This window comes from Methylocaldum sp. RMAD-M, assembly GCF_017832375.1.
GTDB lineage: Bacteria > Pseudomonadota > Gammaproteobacteria > Methylococcales > Methylococcaceae > Methylocaldum.
Window position 1 is genome coordinate 24,827 of the sequence record NZ_JAFIBZ010000001.1, and the last position, 16,284, is coordinate 41,110.

The 16,284-nt window shown below is 58.7% G+C and carries 16 protein-coding genes; 10 read left to right on the forward strand and 6 right to left on the reverse strand.

Annotation, left to right across the window (positions count from 1 at the left end):
* Positions 1-436 precede the first annotated feature (436 nt).
* From JOD69_RS00075 to JOD69_RS00085, 3 genes are all read right to left on the reverse strand, one after another.
* Entirely contained in the window at positions 437-1,702 is a 1,266-nt protein-coding gene (locus tag JOD69_RS00075; protein WP_077730263.1) for an HD-GYP domain-containing protein, read from the reverse strand.
* Between the two features lie 242 nt (positions 1,703-1,944).
* A complete protein-coding gene (locus JOD69_RS00080; RefSeq protein ID WP_210023716.1) occupies positions 1,945-2,100 on the reverse strand; it encodes a hypothetical protein in 156 nt (51 codons plus the stop codon).
* A gap of 154 nt (positions 2,101-2,254) precedes the next feature.
* The gene (locus tag JOD69_RS00085; protein ID WP_086133179.1) at positions 2,255-3,268 is read right to left on the reverse strand and encodes a Gfo/Idh/MocA family oxidoreductase; all 1,014 of its coding nucleotides are present in this window, start codon (positions 3,266-3,268) and stop codon (positions 2,255-2,257) included.
* A 268-nt stretch (positions 3,269-3,536) separates the two neighbouring features.
* Here JOD69_RS00085 and JOD69_RS00090 point away from each other — a divergent pair, with 268 nt between their 5' ends.
* The 4 genes from JOD69_RS00090 to rpiB all read left to right on the forward strand — a co-directional run bounded on the left by JOD69_RS00090 (position 3,537) and on the right by rpiB (position 6,591).
* A complete protein-coding gene (locus tag JOD69_RS00090; protein WP_210023717.1) occupies positions 3,537-4,586 on the forward strand; it encodes a transaldolase family protein in 1,050 nt (349 codons plus the stop codon).
* A gap of 46 nt (positions 4,587-4,632) precedes the next feature.
* Positions 4,633-5,139, forward strand: coding sequence for a peroxiredoxin (locus tag JOD69_RS00095; protein ID WP_077730266.1), 507 nt, complete (start codon positions 4,633-4,635; stop codon positions 5,137-5,139).
* A gap of 100 nt (positions 5,140-5,239) precedes the next feature.
* The gene (locus JOD69_RS00100) at positions 5,240-6,070 is read left to right on the forward strand and encodes an inositol monophosphatase family protein (RefSeq protein WP_210023718.1); all 831 of its coding nucleotides are present in this window, start codon (positions 5,240-5,242) and stop codon (positions 6,068-6,070) included.
* A 92-nt stretch (positions 6,071-6,162) separates the two neighbouring features.
* Complete coding sequence (rpiB, locus tag JOD69_RS00105) at positions 6,163-6,591, forward strand: ribose 5-phosphate isomerase B (protein ID WP_077730268.1); 429 nt, start codon at positions 6,163-6,165, stop codon at positions 6,589-6,591.
* 493 nt (positions 6,592-7,084) lie between these two features.
* On the opposite strand, the gene JOD69_RS00110 is transcribed toward rpiB, so the two are convergent.
* Both JOD69_RS00110 and edd read right to left on the reverse strand, forming a co-directional pair.
* Positions 7,085-7,708 carry a bifunctional 4-hydroxy-2-oxoglutarate aldolase/2-dehydro-3-deoxy-phosphogluconate aldolase gene (locus tag JOD69_RS00110; protein WP_077730269.1) on the reverse strand — a complete coding sequence of 208 codons (624 nt, stop codon included), beginning with the start codon at positions 7,706-7,708 and terminating at the stop codon, positions 7,085-7,087.
* Between the two features lie 41 nt (positions 7,709-7,749).
* A complete protein-coding gene (gene edd, locus JOD69_RS00115) occupies positions 7,750-9,570 on the reverse strand; it encodes a phosphogluconate dehydratase (protein WP_086133176.1) in 1,821 nt (606 codons plus the stop codon).
* A gap of 268 nt (positions 9,571-9,838) precedes the next feature.
* On the opposite strand from edd, the gene zwf reads away from it, so the two are divergent.
* Together zwf and pgl are read left to right on the forward strand one after the other, a co-directional pair.
* Positions 9,839-11,314 (forward strand): glucose-6-phosphate dehydrogenase, encoded by a 1,476-nt coding sequence (gene zwf / locus JOD69_RS00120; protein WP_166642659.1) that lies wholly within the window; start codon positions 9,839-9,841, stop codon positions 11,312-11,314.
* 3 nt (positions 11,315-11,317) lie between these two features.
* Positions 11,318-12,025, forward strand: a complete 708-nt coding sequence (pgl, locus tag JOD69_RS00125) for a 6-phosphogluconolactonase (protein WP_086133175.1) — start codon at positions 11,318-11,320, stop codon at positions 12,023-12,025.
* Positions 12,026-12,104: 79 nt separating this feature from the next.
* Here pgl and JOD69_RS00130 read toward each other — a convergent pair whose 3' ends face one another.
* On the reverse strand, positions 12,105-12,848 hold the full coding sequence (locus JOD69_RS00130; RefSeq protein WP_086133174.1) for a CHRD domain-containing protein: 744 nt from the start codon (positions 12,846-12,848) through the stop codon (positions 12,105-12,107).
* 390 nt (positions 12,849-13,238) lie between these two features.
* Between JOD69_RS00130 and JOD69_RS00135 the strand changes: the two genes are divergently transcribed.
* The 4 genes from JOD69_RS00135 to purD all read left to right on the forward strand — a co-directional run bounded on the left by JOD69_RS00135 (position 13,239) and on the right by purD (position 16,267).
* Complete coding sequence (locus tag JOD69_RS00135) at positions 13,239-13,691, forward strand: glutaredoxin domain-containing protein (RefSeq protein ID WP_168175406.1); 453 nt, start codon at positions 13,239-13,241, stop codon at positions 13,689-13,691.
* 119 nt (positions 13,692-13,810) lie between these two features.
* Entirely contained in the window at positions 13,811-14,326 is a 516-nt protein-coding gene (locus JOD69_RS00140; protein WP_086133173.1) for a hypothetical protein, read from the forward strand.
* Complete coding sequence (locus JOD69_RS00145) at positions 14,326-14,976, forward strand: MarC family protein (RefSeq protein ID WP_086133172.1); 651 nt, start codon at positions 14,326-14,328, stop codon at positions 14,974-14,976. The genes JOD69_RS00140 and JOD69_RS00145 overlap by 1 nt, the downstream gene beginning before the upstream one ends.
* Before the next feature lie 13 nt (positions 14,977-14,989).
* Complete coding sequence (gene purD, locus JOD69_RS00150; RefSeq protein ID WP_086133171.1) at positions 14,990-16,267, forward strand: phosphoribosylamine--glycine ligase; 1,278 nt, start codon at positions 14,990-14,992, stop codon at positions 16,265-16,267.
* Positions 16,268-16,284 lie beyond the last annotated feature (17 nt).

Here is a 16,284-nt window from a genome sequence, read left to right on the forward strand (position 1 = left end):
TGATCATACCCAAATTCTCAAAAAAGCAAAAGTACATTTTGCCGTTGACAAGTGCGCCTTAAATTTGTGATTGTGGACTCCGCTAGAAACGGAGCGCGATTATGGACAATCGAATCTCGATTGAGAAACTCATGGAATATGTCGTTCCTGTGACCGAGTCCGGGTGCTGGATATGGATTGGGTCAATGCAGGAGGACAGTAGGCGCATGAACGCAGAGTGGGAAAACGTGCATCCGGACGAGTACTTCTGGGAAGTCCATTTCGGACACATCCCGACTGGACAGTGCGTTTGCCACAAATGCAACGTTCAATGTTGCGTCAATCCTAGTCACCTGTGTCTCAAGGCCACGGAAGGGGTATCCGGCGAGACAGCTTAATCCATTCGATCCATCACCGACCCGGGCACCGCCCGGATCAGCGGCGGCTTGGCTTTATTCTACCTGGCGGCTTTTTGAATGAGCCCCCGTTCGTAATGCTGCTTGATATCGACGTTGTAGCTTCCGTTTTTCAGCATCGTCTTGACTCGATAGGGTTGCCCACAGGGATCCAGGTCGATTTTCGCCAGATCGACGATGCGATGGGGCTGCGGATTTTTTTCCGAATCGAGCAGCATGATGACTTTCGGTTTGAGTTTTTGCCGAGGGTTGACTTCGATAACGAGGGCTACTTCCTCGTTGCTCATTTCAACGAGGCTTCCGGCCGGGTAGATGCCAAGGCATTCGATGAATTTCGATGCTAGTTCGGCATCAAGATGTTTTCCGCTCTCTTTGTAGAGAATCGCGATCGCCTCCATGTGAGTACGCCCCGATTGATACACGCGATCGCTGGTGACGGCGTCGTAGGTATCGGCAACGGCGACTATCCGGGTAAAAGAGGGGATTTCGGCATCGGTGAGGCCGGTGGGATAACCGGTTCCGTCGAGGTTTTCGTGATGCTGGTAAGCGACCTCGATGGCACCGGGATAGATGCCGTGGGAGGACATGAGTATTTCTCGGCCGTGCACGGTATGCGCCTTTACCAGAGTCATTTCTTCATCGGAGAGCCGCCCCGGTTTGTTGAGGACCTCCAGGGGGACTCTCATCTTGCCCATGTCGTGCATGAGCCCGGACAAGCCGAGATTCCGTAGCTCGTCGACGGACATGCCCAAGTGGCGGCCGAGCACGATCGAGAAGATACAGACGTTCATGGAGTGTTGGGACGTGTACTCGTCCCGATTCTTGAGCTGGGTCAACAGCAGCATGGCGTCGGGATTCTTGTAGACGCTGTCCACGCATTCGGAAACGGCCTCTTTTGCAAGCTGAATATCGAGGCCGCGACCGAAGCGGATTTCGTCCATGAATGTCTTGACCAGCTTGCTTGTCTGCTTATGCGTGTTTTCGGCGTTGTCGATCTCTTGTTCGACGGATAGGTGCTTTTCGGGCGGGGCGGCGGTCCACGATATGGACGAGGATTTGGCGGGCTGCTGCGTGTGCTCCGTTTCCGGATATTTTGTTTGGTAGGAATCGATGTAGACGTAATCGCAGACCTTCCGAACGGCTTCGATGTCCGCTTGTGTCGCGAGCATGAATCCTTGAAACAGAAACGGTGAATCCAGCCAAGGACGATCGAGTTCGCATACATACATCCCGATCTTCAGATCGCCGACGGGCACCTTGACCTTACCCAGGGTGGTTATTCCGTGAGAATCAAAAGACTTGTCCATAGGAGGCATTCCAAAAACAATCCGAAAGGCACGATTATTAATCAGGCCCGTAAATACCCTCCTGGTATTTCGGGCCGCCGCCCAGGCCGGTACACGCCCGGCCTGGGCTCACGCGGCTTGTCGCCGCGCCGGGGCATCCCTGCCCCGGATTAACCCGGCCTATATTTATAGGCCGGGTTAATAACAAGTATAGTTGGTGTGATTTTTGAGAATCGTGCTTAAGCCGGTTGGTGCCGATGTCGCTACTTGTTTTGGAGTATTGCGAATGATTTTGAATTTGTTTGGCCGGGCTTGCGGTTATTCAACAAAAAGGGCCTTGGGCTAGGCGTCCAAAGCCCTTTTTGTTTTTCCGACAAAACCAGATCAACGAAACGCTGAACAACTTTGATGTCGTTCATTCTCTTCGTCCGGACCGAGGAGAATCTTCGACAGGTCCATCACGAATGGAATCAGAGCTTACGGTTCGTCGAAGGGCCTGAAGAGCTTTCCGAACATGGCCCGACAGAATTGCGGCATATAGGACTCGGTGTAGCGCGCCGGGCTTTTTCGGCGCTATGGGCTCAGTTTTACCGTTCGCCCGTTAGCCGCGGACTCCAAAGCGGCGACGATGATCCGGCAATTGTCCTTTGCGTCGTCCAGCGAAAGCTGGGGCGCTTTTCCGGTCAGCGCGCATTCGCTGAAATGCTCGATTTCCAGTGTGAAATGGTTGGCCGCGGGCAGACGTTCTTCACACTGCCGCCCGTCTTCGGTCCACCACGAAAGCACCGGGATATCGCCCGGAAGCTGCCAGACGGTATGGCATTTCAAGCCGCCCTTGGTGCCTATGATTTCGTATTCCGAGCGCCGCGCCCGTTCGAAGCTGAAATCGAAATGGGCATGTTTGCCGTCTCCGAAATCGATGATGCCGCTGGTCGTGATATCCGCGCCGCTCTCGACGTATTTCGCGATGGCGGTGACGGCGAGGGGCGGCTCGCCGAAAAACATGCGGGCCGAATGGATCGCATAGCAACCGATGTCCCACATGGCGCCGCCGCCGCGCTCGACACTTTCCGCGAGGCGATACAAGCGTGCCGGCCGCATCATGAACGAGTAGGTGGCGCGGACGGAGCGTATGTCGCCGACGAGGCCGGAGCGGATTAGCTCCCGCACGCGCGCATGCTGCGGGTGGAAGCGGTACATGAAGCCTTCCATCACGGTCACCTTGTGCTGGCGTGCCGCGGCTTCGATTGCTTCGATATCGGCGACGGTCAGCGCCATCGGTTTCTCGCACAGTACGTGTTTGCCGTGCTGTATGGCGCGCAACGCCCATTCGGCGTGTTCGTGGTTGGCGAGAGGCAGGTAAACGGCTTCCACTTGGGCATCGTCGAGCAGCGCGTCGAGCTTGTCATAAGTCCGGACTCCCTGTTGTTGTGGCGCGTATTTCGCCAGTGTCTCGGCGGCCGCTCCGGGACGGCGGCTGGCAATGGCGACCAGTTCGGCATTCGAGGCATCGACGATGGCGGGCATCAGGCGTTCGTTAACGCGCGCGGCACCAAGTATGCCCCAACGGAGTTTTCGGTCAGTCATGATTCATCCTTTTTGCGAATTAACGTGCACATCATAGTGTCGCAGGAATCGGTGATCGTCTCCACCGCAAGGGCTTTGACAGCATCGACCGATCCGCCCCGTCCGCCCGACTCTCGCACTTGACACCGGTTCAGCGCGAGCGCATGGTTGCTGAATGGAGAGCACATGGGGAGTGCTTTGAATTTCTTTACTAACGTTGCGCTTTTGTCTTGGCCGACAAGTCAAAAGAGCAATGCATTGGGTTTTAACACCCCGCAAGGAGCTCATCATGTCACTAAGATCTTTGATTTCCACCGGCACCAAACTCTGGCTCGATTCCATCGATCCCGAACTGGTCGAAAGAGACCGCGCTCTCGGGGCCACCGGCGCGACCTCCAATCCCATCATCATCGCCGACATCCTCAACACGGGCCGCTTCGACGATCATATGCGCGCGTTGCTCGATGAAGGCATGGACAATTCGGCCATCGCCTGGGAGATGACCGATTACCTGGTGCGCAACGCTCAGGAGGTGTTCTTGCCCGTTTGGGAAGAAACCCGCGGCAACGACGGTTACGTCAGTTTCGAGCTCGATCCGCTCCTCGAAGACCGCGAGCTGAATCTGCCTCACGCCAAACGCGTCAAGGAGTACATCGAGCTCGGCAAGCATTGGGGCAGCGGGCACGTCAACCGCCTGATCAAGGTTCCCGCGACCCCGGCCGGGCTGGATTCGCTGGAGGAATTGGCCGCTGCCGGAATCAATCTCAACGTCACCCTCATTTTCTCCGAGCGCCAGTACAAGATCGCCCGTGAGGCCGTTTGGCGCGGTGCGCAGCGGCGCCCGAGCCTCGCTCATTTCAAGAGTGTGTACAGCATCTTCGTCTCGCGTGTGGACGTATACACGGAAAAGCAGATTCCGGAGCTCAGTCCCGACGCCCAGGGACAGGTCGGCATCGTTAACGTCAAGCGTCTCTGGCAGCTTAATCAGTCCTTCTGGAAGGACAGGAATCTGCCACTCCAGCAGGAAATCGTCTTCGCCAGCACCGGCACCAAGAAACCCGGCGATCCGCCCGACAAATACGTGGAAGCCTTGGCCGGCAGCGACATCCAGACCAATCCGCCCGCCACCAACGACGCTGTCGAGGGGCTCAACAAGCAATACACGCGCAAGGTCGATCAACTGCCGACCCAAGCCGTCCTAGACGAGATCGACGCCAAGGTGGACGTGGCGAAGATGGAGCAGGTCCTGATGGATGAAGGGACGGCAAAGTTCGCCGATCCGCACAAGGCGCTGTTGAAACTCATCGCGGAAAAGCACGAGGCCCTTGCGTCGACGTGATTTAGTTCGCCTATCCGTTCTAACTGCAACCACCTAAGGAGATGCCATGACCATCAAAGTTGGAGATCGCCTGCCCGAGGGCAAGCTGTACGAGTCTACCGAGTTCGACCCGGCTATTGGCTGTCCGATGAAGCCGCAACCGTTGAATGTCGGCGATCTCGTCAAGGGTAAAAAAATCGTGATTTTCGGCCTTCCGGGCGCGTATACGCCGACCTGCTCCGCGCAACATCTGCCCGGTTACGTCACGAATTTCGACAAGCTGAAAGCCAAGGATGTCGACGAAATCTGGTGCATGGCCGTCAACGATGCTTTCGTGATGGCTTCATGGGGCCGGGATCAGAAGGCCGGCGGCAAGGTGCGCATGATGGCCGACGGCAGCGCCGAATACACCCGGAAACTCGGACTCGAACTCGATTTGACCGAAAAAGGCATGGGTGTACGCTGCCAGCGCTTCGCGATGGTCGTCGACGATGGCGTCGTGAAGCATCTGGCCGTCGAGGCGCCTGGCAAATTCGAAGTCTCGAGCGCCGAGGCGATGCTCGCCCACTTATAAGAACGCCTTACTGTCTCCGGAGCCGCGGAAATCGTCACGCTGCGGCTCTTTCGCCGTCTGATGTAGAATGGCCGGCCTGTTTTCTTAACGGCACGGAACAATGCAATCAACCGATCCTTCGCTTACCGACATCCTTGGTGCCGCCGTCACGATCGCCCGTGGCGCAGGGGCCATTCTTCGAGAGGGATTCGAAACCCGTCGCGGCACTGCGGTGCAGTTCAAGACCAGCGATATCGACCCGGTCACCGAATACGACATCCGCAGCGAACAGTTCATCGTCGGCGAACTGCGCAAGCTTTTCCCTTCTCACCAAATTGTCGGCGAAGAGGGCGGAGCTTATCGCGCCGAGGAATCTCGCCCGCCTGCGCGGAATTACCTCTGGCACATCGATCCGCTCGACGGTACCGTGAACTTCGCGCACGGGTTTCCGATGTTCTGCGTATCGATGGGTTTGCTGATCGACGGCGTGCCTTCGCTCGGCGTGGTGTATAACCCCGCCACAGACGAGACATTCGCCGCCGCGCTCGGTTTGGGTGCCACGCGCAACGACCGGCCGATTCACGTGTCCGCGACGCTGGTGCTGAATCGTGCTCTGGTGATTACCGGTTTCTCTTACGATACCCATACCAGCGACAGCAATATGAAGAATTTCCTCGGCTTTCAGCGCAGCGCGCAAGCCACGCGGCGTATTGGTTCGGCCGCGCTCAACCTGTGCTATACGGCCACGGGACAGTTGGACGGACATTGGGAGATGAAGGTCAAGCCGCACGACATTGCGGCCGGCATCGTGCTGGTGCGCGAGGCGGGCGGTACCGTTACCGATTTCGACGGCGGCGACGAGATCTTGAGTACCGGCCGCATCGTTTCCAGCAACGGTCTGATTCATCGCGAGATGCTGGACGTCTTGAAAGCCGCCGACGATCGCGGTTGATGGAGGAGCTTCTCCCGCGGTTATACTTTTTCGCCCGCTGTCCCGGTGAAGGACGCGGGTGTCCGCCTACCTTAAATCAATAAGGAGTCATCATGAAAATCGGCATCGCTTCTGATCACGCGGGATTCGCCTACAAGGAAGAACTGCGTACTTGGCTAAGTTCTCTTGGCCATGAGGTCGTCGACTACGGCTGTTTCAGCGACGAACGAACCGATTATCCCACGTGGATTCGCCCGTGCGCCGTGGCTGTCGCCAACGGCGAAGTCGAGCGTGGCATCGTGCTGGGCGGCAGCGGGAACGGCGAGGCCATCGTTGCCAACCGAGTCAAGGGCTGCCGCTGCGGCTATTGCTTCAACGAGGAAACCGCCTATCTCACCCGGTTGCACAACGATGCCAACTGTATCGCCATGGGCCAGCGGATCATCAGTCTCGAAATGGCAAAGAAGATCGTTGAAACCTTCCTGTCCACCGAATTCGAAGGCGGCCGGCACGTGCCGAGGATCAAGGCGATCGATGAGTGATTCGGGATGCGGCGATGTCCCCGATAAGATGCCGCTAACCGAGAGCCGTAGGATGGGCAAAGGCCAACAGGCCGTGCCCATCTTTTCAGATGTTGGCAAAGGATTGCCGACCTCCGACTTTTTTCCGTCCCATTCGGTGGGTTACGGTGCGCGTCTAGCCATGCGGCCAAATCCGGTTTCTCGCTGGCGCACCTAACCCACCCTACCATCTGCGACAGCTCAGGGCGTAGGATGTGCTGAGGGACGAAGCGCCCTTCGACTAGGCTCAGGACAAGCATCAATCGCGAACCATGCCGGACCATCCCTGTCCGGCACCGTCCGGGCGATGCTGCCGCGCAAACCGGCCTTGCCACGCTACGCTTCGTTCAGCACGTCCTATGATCTGTTCGTAGGTCGGCAATCCTTTGCCGACAACGCCGCTAAAGCCACTGTCTGCGATTGGAAGGTCGCGACTAAAATGATTCTTCCGAACGGGCCAATCAGTCCTTTGTAATTACGGCTTGAGTGCCGAGGCTTCGCGAGCCAAGCGCGTGATTTCAGCCCAATTGCCGCTGGCGACCAAGTCTTTGGGGGTGAGCCAGGAGCCGCCCACGGCGACGACATTGGGAAGCTTGAAGAAATCCGGCGCGTTCTGCACGTTGATCCCGCCGGTCGGACAGAAACGCACGTTCGGAAACGGACCTCTGAACGAGTCGAGCATCTTGATGCCGCCCGCAGCCACGGCCGGGAAAAATTTCATGACGTCGAGGCCGGCTTCCAAGACTTGCATCACTTCGGACATGGTGGCAACGCCCGGGAAAAACGGCAGCTTGCTGTCTACGATCGCCTTCAGCAGGGTGGGCGTCGTGCCCGGCGAAACGCCGAATTGCGCACCGGCGGAAATCGCGGCATCGAGCTGAGCCGGCGTGGCGATGGTGCCGACGCCGACGATCGCGTCCGGGATTTCTTGCTTGATCACCCGTACGGCGTCCAGGCCGGCGGCGGTACGCAAGGTGATTTCTAATACGCGAATGCCGCCTTCCACCAAGGCGCGGGACAGCGGTACCGCGTCTTCCACGCGGTCCACCACCATCACGGGCATGACACTGGTCGCGGCAATGATCTGGTCAAGGTTCATAACAGGAATCTCTTCGTCGGTTGCAAAAAAGGAGAGCCGTGTCAGTCGTCGAACTGGAAAGTGGCGCCGCCGCGTTCCGCGGTGTCGGCCAGTTGGCGCAAGCCGGTGAACAGCTCCCGTCCGCAGCCGAACTGGTTGCGCGACAGGTCGGCCGTGGCGAGCTCGCGGCTGTTCCATTCGGCGGCCGGGACCTCGGCCTCCAGGCGGCCTTCCACCGCATCGAGCACCAGCATGTCGCCATCGCGCACCTTGGCGAGCGGGCCGCCCATCACGCACTCGGGCGAAATGTGAATCGCGGCTGGAACTTTTCCTGAGGCGCCGGACATGCGGCCGTCCGTAACCAGGGCCACCTTGAATCCGCGCTCCTGGAGGACCGCGAGCGAGGGGGTGAGCTGATGCAGTTCCGGCATGCCGTTAGCGCGCGGCCCCTGGAAACGGACTACGGCGATGAAGTCCCGTTCCAGTTCGCCGCGTTTGAAGGCGGCAATCAAGTCTTCCTGGTCGTCGAATACGATGGCGGGGGCGCGCACCACCCGGTTTTCGGGTGCGACAGCCGAGACCTTAATCACCCCGCGGCCGAGATTGCCGGTAACCAGGCGCAATCCGCCGTCCGAGCTGAACGGTTCGCCGGCCGGTGCCAGTACCGCGGTATCGAGGCTCTTCTCGCTGGCGGGGCGAAAGGCCAGTTGACCATTGTCGAGCCAGGGTTCTTCCGCCCAGCGGCGCAGACCCAGCCCCAGGACGGTCTGGACGTCTTCATGCAGAAGCCCTGCATCCAGCAGTTCGCGAATCAAAAAGCCCATACCGCCGGCGGCGTGGAAATGGTTGACATCCGCTTTGCCGTTGGGATAGACGCGGGCCAGCAGCGGAACGACCGCCGACAGATCGTTGAAGTCGTCCCAGTTGATTTCTATCCCGGCGGCTCGCGCGATGGCGATCAGGTGAATCGTGTGGTTGGTCGAGCCGCCCGTCGCCAGCAGGCCGACGATTCCGTTGACCACGGCGCGTTCGTCCACGACGTCGCACAGGCTCGGGGAGGATTTGTCCTGGGCGAGTCGTACTGCTTGCCGTGTGGCGGCGCGGGTCAATGCTTCGCGAAGTTCGGTGCCCGGGCTCACGAAGGCCGACCCGGGCAATTGCAGGCCCATGATTTCCATCAGCATCTGGTTGCTGTTGGCGGTGCCGTAGAACGTGCAGGTTCCGGCGCTGTGATAGGACGCCATCTCGGATTCGAGCAGGGCTTCTCGGCCGACCTTGCCTTCGGCGAACAGCTGTCTGACTTTGGCTTTCTCGGCGTTCGACACCCCCGAGGCCATTGGACCGGCGGGCACGAAAATGGCGGGCAGATGCCCGAAACGCAGCGCTCCGATCAAAAGGCCCGGAACGATCTTGTCGCAGACGCCGAGGAACAGATTGGCATCGAACACGCGGTGGGCAAGCGCCACGGCCGTAGACATCGCGATCACGTCGCGCGAGAACAAGGAGAGTTCCATGCCGCTTTGGCCCTGAGTCACGCCGTCGCACATCGCCGGGACGCCGCCGGCAACCTGCGCGGTCGCCCCCGCTGCCCGCGCCTCGGCTTTAATCACCGCCGGGTATTGTTCGTACGGTTGATGCGCCGAGAGCATGTCGTTATACGCCGTCACGATGCCGATGTTCGGGACTGTGGCGGCTTTCAACACCAGTTTGTCATTGGTCGGCATCGCGGCGTAGGCATGCGCCACGTTGGTGCAGGCGATGCGATTGCGCTCGACGCCTTTCTGACGGGCGCGTTTCATGCGCTCCAGATAGGCCTGACGCTTGGTTTGGCTGCGGGCGCGAATGCGCTCGGTGACGGCGAGCAATGTGGGATGTAGGGACATATGTTTCCGGCTGAAGTGGCGTCTTGTTCGGGTTGCGTCGGCGATGGGCAAGAGCATGCCCTGCAACGGGGCGCAGGCGCCACATTTAATCCAAGCCGCAAAAGCGTGTCAAGAAACGCGGCCGTTCGGCCCAGGGGCGGCTGGACAGTGGGAGGGGCGGCGAGTAGTATTGCAAGGTTTTTTCATCCGGGTTTTCCGGGTCTGCCTTTATACAACATGAGCTCGGCCGAGCCATAATCGGCACGATCTTTAACAAGAGGTTTCTGCGGTGAGTCAGCTCCCATTTCCCCAATCGTTCAACCTGGTTTTTTTTGGCGGTGCCGGTGATCTGGTCACGCGCAAATTATTGCCGGCGATGTACCAGTGCCATAAGACCGGCCGGCTGGTGGAGTCGGGCCGCATCCTCTGTCTCGATCTGCTGGACCTGACGCAAGAGGCTTTCCTCGCCATGGTGGATGACAAGGTCAGGCAATTCGTGCCCAAGGCCGACTGGGACGATGCGGTGTGGGCGACGTTTCTCTCGCGCCTGACCTACCTGAAACTCGATGCCACCCAGCAGGAGCAATACGTGGCATTGAAAACCTTGCTGAAGCAGTCCCCTGCCGAGGTAACCGTATTCTATCTGTCCACCGCACCGTTCCTGTTTGCGACGATTTGCAGCAATCTCACCCGGCAAGGGCTTAATGGTCCGAATAGCCGCGTCGTGCTGGAGAAGCCGCTGGGGCACGATCTGGCATCGAGCAATGCGATCACCGCGGATGTGGATCGGTTCTTCTACGAAAAACAAGTCTATCGAATCGATCATTACCTGGGTAAGGAGTCGGTACAGAACCTGATGGCGCTGCGCTTCGGCAACTCGTTGTTCGAACCGCTGTGGCGCCGAATGTGGATCAGCAACGTTCAGATCACGATTGCCGAAGATGTCGGAATCGGCAGCCGCGGAGGGTTCTACGACAAAACCGGCGCATTGCGTGACATGGTGCAAAACCATTTGCTGCAACTGTTGTGTTTTGTCGCCATGGAGCCGCCGGCCAGCCTCGATTCCGACGCGATCCGCAACGAAAAGCTCAAGGTGCTCGAGTGTCTGGTGCCGTTCACTCGGGAAGATGTTTTGACCAAGACCGTACGCGGGCAATACCGCGCTGGCGTTTCGGGCGGCCGTCAGGTGAAGGGATATTTGGAAGAGGACAATATCCCGGCCGGCAGCAAGACGGAAACCTTCGTGGCCATCAAGGCGGAGATCGCCAATTGGCGTTGGGCCGGAGTGCCGTTTTATCTGTTCACCGGTAAACGCTTGCCGACTCGGTTGGCTGAAATCGTTGTCCATTTCCATGATGTGCCGCATCATATCTTTCCTCTGCCGAGCAGCGGTTCGCGCGCGCCGTCCAAGCTGGTCATCCGCCTGCAGCCGGACGAATACATTCGTTTGTACCTCAACGCCAAGGCACCGGGCGATTCGATGGAGCTTCAGCCGGTGTCGCTCGATCTCGACTTCTCGGGAAAATTCAAGGGCCGCCGGGCCGAGGCATACGAACGCCTGCTGCTCGATACCATCCGTGGCAACCAGGCGCTGTTCGTGCGCCAGGACGAGCTGGAGCTGGCCTGGCGCTGGGTCGAGCCGATTCTGAACACGTGGGCCGCCGATCCGAGCGGTCCGAAACCTTATGCGGCAGGAACCTGGGGGCCGTCCGCATCTTCCGAGCTGCTGTCGCGCGACGGTTTTGGCTGGCATGACGAGGGTTAAGACATGGTAGACATTCGATGGTTTGACGATAACGCAAGCCTCGCACCGGCACTCGCCGCCGCGGTGGCTGCCGACTTGCGCGCGGTGTTGCAGACCGAGCCTCGGGCCGCGTTGGCCGTATCGGGCGGCCGGTCGCCGGTGCCCGTGTTCGAAGCTTTGCGCGACGAAGACTTGGACTGGGCACGCGTGGTCGTCACGCTAGTGGACGAGCGATGGGTGCCTGAAACCGATCCGGCCAGCAATGCCGCCCTGGTCAAGACTCATCTGCTGCAAGGTCGCGCGGCGGCGGCTCGTTTCGTGCCGCTCTATACCGGCAATGCGTCCGCCGAAGACGCCGAGGCGATCTTGGCGGCCACTTTCGAAAGCCTGCCCCTGCCATTCGCGGCGCTGATTCTCGGCATGGGAGACGACGGTCACACCGCCTCGCTATTCCCAGCCAGTCCCAATTTAGACGCCGGTTTGGCTCTGGGAGGTTCGGTCGCGGATACGCCGCCCTGTCTCGCTCAAGTGGGCGCAGTCGCGCCAACCGAACGCATGAGTATGACCTTGCCTTGGATTTTGCACGCCCGACGAGTCTATCTACAGTTCGGCGGCGCCAATAAGGCGGAGGTGTTCACTGCCGCGCTGGCTGAGCCGAACCGTCAATACCCCGTGAGCTTCGTGCTCACGCAAACGCAGACGCCCGTGGTGGTGTTCGCTGCAAGAAGCTGAGTCAAAAAACTACGGCGCATCGGCCGATCGTGCGGCGCGTCGTCTTTTAACGTGCACGAAGGTCATTGAAGGCTCGTTTCTACGGGGGATTCAAGCCCGAGGACGGAAAGGTCGACATATCTCTGAGGGGCGGATTAAAGCTCGAGGACGGAAATTCTCTCAGCGGCGGATTGAAACCGCTCGGCTGCGAGATCACGGTTACGGGCGATTCGGTCACGATTCTGACGACGGTGCCGGATTCTCCGCCGATCTGCAAGGGCACTCGGGCGACGGAATCGGGCGTTCCGGTCAGCGACAATAAGATCAAATCACCCGAGCTTACCTGTGCCTGCCCCCGGATTTCTCCTTCCGGAAATGCGGCCGAGCTGACATTCACGAAGATGTTGCCGTCTCTCATGGCCGCAGCCAAATCCGGAAGCGTGGCTATGTTTCTTCCGATCGTGGAAACGCAATCTACCCCTTGAATGATATTGGCTCCGGTTATGGTCGATTGTACTTGCAGTGTGCCGTCCCAGCTGCCCTGAATCGCATTCAGAAGCGGAACGATTGCGGGCCCGGGCGCGCCTACTGGACCGCAATGCAGCTGGATTCCGGTGACGTTTACCCCATTGGTGAGAGCCAAGATGAACGACATCACGGTTTCGTCCGGATTGAATTCGAAACCCGCTTGGCCCGACATCGAGGTGGTCACTGGTGCGGGTATTTCCTCGGAACCGCTGAGAACAGCGTCGAACCGAAGGGGCAAGGTGTTTCCGTTGCTTCCATGAGCCATGCCCGCGGCAATAATCGAACAGAGCAGTATCGGTACAGTGCGGCGGTTCACGTCTGATCTCCTTAGTCGTATCTATCCACCGGAAACATCGAGCGAACGCGAATCTCCCACGTTACCAGCGACGTCGATGACTTTTCCCGGCAATCCAAGTGCACTGTCGGTTTTCTCTAGGATAAGGCTTTAACCTGAGACAAATACTTTTCCGGAGATGTTCCGAGTGATGTCGGGGCGGGTCGCCCCAATCGAACGTTTGTAGTGTTGATCGTCGAAGGCCCGGAAGTGTAAACAGTCGTACCCGATGCGCTATAGTTGCTCCTTCGAATGTTTTCGCAGAATGGCCTTAAGAAGATGGAGACAAGGGCTGCCAGACGTGTCCGCTTATACGGGACGTTGCGGTTTCGCCGGACTCGTCAGGCCCGATACACGCTACCGGAGGGTTTAATGAAGAAATGCTTGTCCTTCGTTGTTCTGTGCTTTGTCGTCGCTTTCGGTTCCGCGAGTAAAGCCGAGGTATATAAGGTAACGGGTCCCGACGGAAAAGTGACGTACACCGATAGTCGTGCGGAAGGCGGCAACAGTGCCAAAGTCGAACTCGTCGAGATTGACTCTTACTCGGGCTCGCCCGAAGTTTCATCGGTTGAAGGCGCCGCGGTATCCCAGAAAGTGACGATTTTTACCACCGAATGGTGCGGCGTGTGCCGGAAGGCGAAATCGTATATGGCAAGCCACGGTATTGCCTACGATGAATTCGATATCGAGAAATCTCGGTCCGCCAAGACTCGATTCGATCAGCTCGGTGGCAGGGCCGTTCCGGTCATCCTGGTCGGAAATGAAAAAATGACCGGATTTTCCCCGACGAAGCTTGAGACCATGCTGAAGGACGCTGGCATTTGATTTTCGAATCCGCCGTAGTATCCGATCGTGTAGAGATGCCGCAGGGACATCTACCGGGGAGAAGGTCGGCGTTTACGGAATCCAAGAGTTCATTTGACTTATGCAAGGGATGAGAAGATATGCAGCCGGAGAAGCAGAGAGTTTCGATTGTTCGATGGGCCCGGCGGGCCATAGTCATTGCTGTCGCGTTGGTCGTATTGATCGTGGCCGCCTTGTTTATCGTGGGCAGAAAACCGCCTACCGAAGAGGTTATCCCGCCGGTTCCGCCGGCGCCTCAGGAGCCCGGTAGAGCACCGATTCCGGAGCCGCAAGTAGAGGTTCCGGCTGCGGTCGAAATTTCCATCGCGGGACAGGGTGGGCCTGGTTGCGAAGCCGAGAAGAATGCACACGAAGTGATCGTCAAGGAAATGGGCGGGAAGGATATTTTCGATGCTTACGAAAAAGGCGTGTTGCTGACCGACGAGGAAGGCGTGACGAATAAGTATTACTTGGATGTCGATGGCGTGCCGGAAGACAAGAAGTCCCAACTGCCGGTCCTGTTCGCAACGGGAAACCATCTGAAAGTGCGATATGTGATTTGCGGGAGCGGAGGACTTCGGTTTCTGACGTCCGTACAAGCGCAGCCGAACGGTTGATGGAAGAAGGCTTGTTTCAGTTTGCGCTAACGGCTTTTCTGACTTTGGCCGTGGTCGTTGATCCGCCCGGCGCGGCACCGATGTTTATCGCTTTGACCCGCGGACTGGGAAAAAGCGAGCGGCGCAAGACCTTGAGCCGCGCTTTGCTCATCGCTTTCGGCGTAACGGTTTTTTTTCTGCTGGCCGGCAAATATCTGCTCGCGCATCTCGGGGTTACCGTGCACGCGTTCGCGATCAGCGGAGGCATTCTCCTTTTCGTGACCGCAATGCCCATGCTGTTCGGGCAGCGTGCCGGCCTTCAGGCGCCTAAAGTCGAGGAAAAGCGCACGGCAGGCGAAGACATCGCGATTTTCCCGCTCGCAATACCCTTGCTTTCCGGGCCCGGCACCATTACCGCCGTTCTGCTGCTAGCCAATAGAGCCGGTACGGATACCCGTCGCATGAGCGTGCTTGCCGGCGTCATCGCCGCAATTTATCTGATCACGTGGTTGCTGTTGTACGTCAGCGAAATCGTTACGGGATACCTCGGCGAAAGCAAGGTGCATATCATTACCCGCGTCCTTGGCATCGTGCTTGCGGCGCTTGCGGCGCAATTCGTTCTCAACGGCATCGCGGGTTTTTACCATTCTTTGATCCATCCTTTAAATTAACTGCAATAAAACCATGAAAGTACTGATAGTCGGCGGCGGCGGGCGTGAGCACGCTTTAGCCTGGAAAGCAGCGCAGTCTCCCAAAGTGGAGACGGTTTTCGTCGCACCCGGCAATGCCGGAACGCTTGCCGAACCGAAAGTGGAGAATCGTCCGATTGCGGCCGAGGATATTCCGGGCTTGTTGGCATTCGCTAAGGAGCGGGCCATCGATCTTACGATCGTCGGTCCCGAAGCTCCGTTGGTGGCCGGCATCGTGGACGAATTCCGCGCGGCGGGGCTCAAGTGCTTCGGCCCCACTCGGCTTGCCGCGCAGCTTGAGGGCTCCAAGGCATTCTGTAAGGATTTTCTGGCTCGCCACGGTATTCCGACCGCCGAATACCAAACGTTTACGGCGGTCGACGAGGCGGTCGCCTATATCCGGCGAAAAGGTGCGCCGATCGTGATCAAGGCGGACGGATTGGCCGCCGGCAAGGGTGTGGTCATCGCTCAGTCGGAACACGAGGCGGTAGATGCCGTAACCGACATGTTGTCGGGCAATGCCTTCGGTTCTGCGGGCCATAGAGTCGTGGTCGAGGAATTCCTGAGGGGCGAGGAAGCCAGCTTCATTGTCATGGCCAACGGGCTGGACGTCCTGCCCATGGCGACGTCCCAGGATCACAAGGCGCGGGACGACGGAGACAAAGGCCCCAATACCGGCGGTATGGGCGCTTATTCGCCGGCCCCGGTGGTGACGCCGGAAATCCATGATCGCATCATGAAGGAAGTGATCGAGCCCACGCTGCGCGGAATGGCGGCGGACGGCATCCCTTACTCCGGCTTTCTTTATGCCGGGGTGATGATCACGCCGGACGGCACGCCCAAGGTGCTCGAGTTCAACTGCCGTTTCGGCGACCCCGAAACCCAGCCAATCATGATGCGGCTCAAGAGCAATCTGGTCGATCTGTGTCTTGGCGCAGTGGAAGGGCGCTTGAGCCGGGTTAGCGCCGAATGGGATGAGCGCGCGGCACTGGGTGTGGTATTGGCGGCGGGCGGATACCCCTTCGATTACGACAAAGGCGACGAAATCGAGGGCTTGCCGGAAAGGGAGGGGGCCGATACCAAAGTCTTTCATGCCGGTACGGCGCGGTCGGACGGCAAGATCGTTACGGCCGGGGGACGCGTGCTCTGTGTGTGCGCCTTGGGCGAATCCGTTCTGGAAGCTCAGCGGAAAGCGTATGAAAAGGTGCGAGAAATCCGCTGGGAAAACATGTATTACCGCACCGACATCGGCTACCGGGCTATAGGCCGCTGACCGGGTTGAAGATGGGC

What these genes read in the sequence shown, in the direction of transcription:
- JOD69_RS00145 (WP_086133172.1), top strand. Translation starts at nt 14,326, where the DNA reads ATGGAAGAAGGCTTGTTTCAGTTTGCGCTAACGGCTTTTCTGACTTTG.
- JOD69_RS00100 (WP_210023718.1), top strand. Translation starts at nt 5,240, where the DNA reads ATGCAATCAACCGATCCTTCGCTTACCGACATCCTTGGTGCCGCCGTC.
- purD (WP_086133171.1), top strand. Translation starts at nt 14,990, where the DNA reads ATGAAAGTACTGATAGTCGGCGGCGGCGGGCGTGAGCACGCTTTAGCC.
- JOD69_RS00110 (WP_077730269.1), bottom strand. Translation starts at nt 7,708, where the DNA reads ATGAACCTTGACCAGATCATTGCCGCGACCAGTGTCATGCCCGTGATG.
- rpiB (WP_077730268.1), top strand. Translation starts at nt 6,163, where the DNA reads ATGAAAATCGGCATCGCTTCTGATCACGCGGGATTCGCCTACAAGGAA.
- JOD69_RS00080 (WP_210023716.1), bottom strand. Translation starts at nt 2,100, where the DNA reads ATGAACGACATCAAAGTTGTTCAGCGTTTCGTTGATCTGGTTTTGTCG.
- edd (WP_086133176.1), bottom strand. Translation starts at nt 9,570, where the DNA reads ATGTCCCTACATCCCACATTGCTCGCCGTCACCGAGCGCATTCGCGCC.
- JOD69_RS00095 (WP_077730266.1), top strand. Translation starts at nt 4,633, where the DNA reads ATGACCATCAAAGTTGGAGATCGCCTGCCCGAGGGCAAGCTGTACGAG.
- pgl (WP_086133175.1), top strand. Translation starts at nt 11,318, where the DNA reads ATGGTAGACATTCGATGGTTTGACGATAACGCAAGCCTCGCACCGGCA.
- JOD69_RS00075 (WP_077730263.1), bottom strand. Translation starts at nt 1,702, where the DNA reads ATGGACAAGTCTTTTGATTCTCACGGAATAACCACCCTGGGTAAGGTC.
- JOD69_RS00140 (WP_086133173.1), top strand. Translation starts at nt 13,811, where the DNA reads ATGCAGCCGGAGAAGCAGAGAGTTTCGATTGTTCGATGGGCCCGGCGG.
- JOD69_RS00090 (WP_210023717.1), top strand. Translation starts at nt 3,537, where the DNA reads ATGTCACTAAGATCTTTGATTTCCACCGGCACCAAACTCTGGCTCGAT.
- JOD69_RS00135 (WP_168175406.1), top strand. Translation starts at nt 13,239, where the DNA reads ATGAAGAAATGCTTGTCCTTCGTTGTTCTGTGCTTTGTCGTCGCTTTC.
- JOD69_RS00085 (WP_086133179.1), bottom strand. Translation starts at nt 3,268, where the DNA reads ATGACTGACCGAAAACTCCGTTGGGGCATACTTGGTGCCGCGCGCGTT.